The organism is Veillonella sp. 3310, from assembly GCF_003999875.1.
Taxonomy (GTDB): domain Bacteria; phylum Bacillota; class Negativicutes; order Veillonellales; family Veillonellaceae; genus F0422.
On record NZ_RQVJ01000011.1, the window covers coordinates 1 to 3,244 of the forward strand.

Consider the following 3,244-nt stretch of genomic DNA (forward strand, 5'->3'; position numbering starts at 1 on the left):
AATCAGCGACTTCCTATCCTCCCAGGCCGTTTCCAGCCAAGTACTTTCGGCGTTTACGAGCTTAACTACTGTGTTCGGGATGGGAACAGGTGGTTCCTCGTAGCCATCATCACTGAATTTGTCAGGGTGTTCCCTGAAAACTACATAGAAGAATAATATGTTAACTTACAAGTTTGTTTTTTAAGTAAAGCCCTCGATCTATTAGTACCAGTCAGCTCCATGCCTTACAGCACTTCCACACCTGGCCTATCAACCATGTCGTCTACATGGGATCTTACTAGCTTATGCTATGAGAAACCTCATCTCAAGGCTGGTTTCACGCTTAGATGCTTTCAGCGTTTATCCGTCCCGAACGTAGCTACCCAACTGTACCCTTGGCAGGATAATTGGTACACCAGCGGTTCGTCCACTCCGGTCCTCTCGTACTAGGAGCAGCCCCCTTCAAGTTTCTTTCGCCCGCGATGGATAGGGACCGAACTGTCTCACGACGTTCTGAACCCAGCTCACGTACCACTTTAATCGGCGAACAGCCGAACCCTTGGGACCTACTTCAGCCCCAGGATGTGATGAGCCGACATCGAGGTGCCAAACCTCCCCGTCGATATGGACTCTTGGGAGAGATTAGCCTGTTATCCCCAGGGTAGCTTTTATCCGTTGAGCGATGGCCCTTCCACTCGGCACCACCGGATCACTAAGCCCGACTTTCGTCCCTGCTCGACTTGTTGGTCTCGCAGTCAAGCTCCCTTCTGCCTTTACACTCTTCGAGCGATTTCCGTCCGCTCTGAGGGAACCTTTGGGCGCCTCCGTTACTCTTTAGGAGGCGACCGCCCCAGTCAAACTGTCCACCTAGGACTGTCCGGAAGGTCGTTACTCTTCCCGTTAGATTTCAATTAATCAAAGGGTGGTATCCCAACAGCGACTCCACTAAGACTAGCGCCCTAGCTTCTACGTCTCCCACCTATCCTGTACATTCATTAACTAAAATCAATCCTAAGTTACAGTAAAGCTCCATGGGGTCTTTCTGTCCAGTCGCGGGTAACCTGCATCTTCACAGGTACTTCAATTTCACCGGGTCCCTCGTTGAGACAGTGCGCAAGTCGTTACACCTTTCGTGCGGGTCGGAACTTACCCGACAAGGAATTTCGCTACCTTAGGACCGTTATAGTTACGGCCGCCGTTTACTGGGGCTTCAATTCAGAGCTTCGGATTACTCCTAACCCCTCCTCTTAACCTTCCAGCACCGGGCAGGTGTCAGCACCTATACGTCAGCTTTCGCTTTAGCAGGCACCTGTGTTTGTGGTAAACAGTCGCTTGCGCCTCTCTTGTGCCACCCATTCATGCTAGAGCCGTTACAAGCTTTCACACTACATGGGTCATCCTTTTCCCGAAGTTACGGATGCATTTTGCCGAGTTCCTTAACGAGGGTTTTCCCGCGCACCTTAGGATTCTCTCCCCGCCTACCTGTGTCGGTTTTGGTACGGGTAGTATGTCTCTACCTAGAAGCTTTTCTCGGCAACTTAGGATCAATTACTTCACTCTATTGAGCTCGTCATCACGCCTCAGCTTTTAGTGTAACGGATTTACCTATTACACAACCTACACGCTTAAACATGCACTTCCAATCACATGCTAACCTACCTGTTTGCGTCACTCCATCGATCAAACAATTCATACTAGTACAGGAATTTCAACCTGTTGTCCATCGCCTATGCTTTTCCGCCTCGGCTTAGGTCCCGACTTACCCTGAGACGACGATCGTTGCTCAGGAACCCTTAGGCTTTCGGTGGAAAGGATTCTCACCTTTCTTTTCGCTACTCATACCGGCATTCTCACTTCTTACCAGTCCACAGCTCCTTCCGGTACTGCTTCAATCCAATAAGAACGCTCCCCTACCCAATGGTATTGCTACCATTGCCACGACTTCGGCTCTGCATTTTAGCCCCGGACATTTTCGGCGCAGAGTCTCTCGACCAGTGAGCTATTACGCACTCTTTAAATGGTGGCTGCTTCTAAGCCAACATCCTGGTTGTTTTGGAAACTCCACATCCTTTGCCACTTAATGCAGCATTGGGGGCCTTAGTCGGTGGTCTGGGCTGTTTCCCTCTTGACTATGGGCCTTATCACTCATAGTCTGACTCCCATGTATAAGTATAGCCATTCGTAGTTTGACTAGGTTCGGTACCCGGTGTGGGCCCTAGCCCGATCAGAGCTCTACCGCCTATACTCTTTACCATGAGGCTAGCCCTAAAGCTATTTCGGGGAGAACCAGCTATCTCCGTGTTCGATTGGCATTTCACCCCTATCCACAACTCATCCCAAAGCTTTTCAACGCTCACGAGTTCGGTCCTCCACACAATTTTACCTGTGCTTCAACCTGGCCATGGATAGATCACTACGGTTTCGGGTCTACTACCACTAACTCTTCGCCCTATTCAGACTCGCTTTCGCTTCGGCTCCACGTTTTCCGCTTAACCTCGCTAGTGACAGTAACTCGCCGGTTCATTCTTCAATAGGCACGCCGTCGACCTGCAATTATACGGTCTTCGACTGTTTGTAGACATACGGTTTCAGGTTCTCTTTCACTCCCCTCCCGGGGTGCTTTTCACCTTTCCCTCACGGTACTATGCGCTATCGGTCCATACTGGTATTTTGCCTTGGAGGGTGGTCCCCCCTGCTTCCCACAAGGTTTCACGTGTCTCGTGGTACTCTGGATACTGCTCCACATATGCAGGATTTCGACTACAGGGCTTTCACCTTCTTCGGCCGACCGTTCCAAGCCAGTTCGTCTATCCCATTTATGCTTGTTAGCAGTCCTCAACCCCGGTCTGGCGAACCAGTCCGGTTTGGGCTCTTCCCCGTTCGCTCGCCGCTACTAAGAGAATCTCGTTTGATTACTTTTCCTCTGGGTACTTAGATGTTTCAGTTCCCCAGGTGCCCTCCTCATACTCTCTGGTATGGGTGACAGAGCTTTTCTCTGCCGGGTTCCCCCATTCGGATATCTACGGGTCAATGGTCGCTTGCACCTCTCCGTAGCTTTTCGCAGCTTACCGCGTCCTTCTTCGGCCAGTATAGCCAAGGCATCCACCGTATGCCCTTACTATCTTTACTTGATAGTGACATATGGTTATGTCTTTGCTTTAGAGTCATCCTTTCGGATGCTCTCACCTTATAAGTTAATTTAGAGAATCTATGTGCTTGGTCTAACCCTTAGAGTCAACTCTAAGAGACCAAATCATAAATCATT

General features: G+C 50.0%; 2 rRNA genes. Both read right to left on the bottom strand.

The features are described 5' to 3' along the window. A 5S ribosomal RNA gene (gene rrf / locus EO127_RS08610) occupies window positions 1–117 on the bottom strand. A 64-nt stretch (window positions 118–181) separates the two neighbouring features. After that, window positions 182–3,108, bottom strand: a 23S ribosomal RNA gene (locus EO127_RS08615). Window positions 3,109–3,244: the final 136 nt, after the last annotated feature.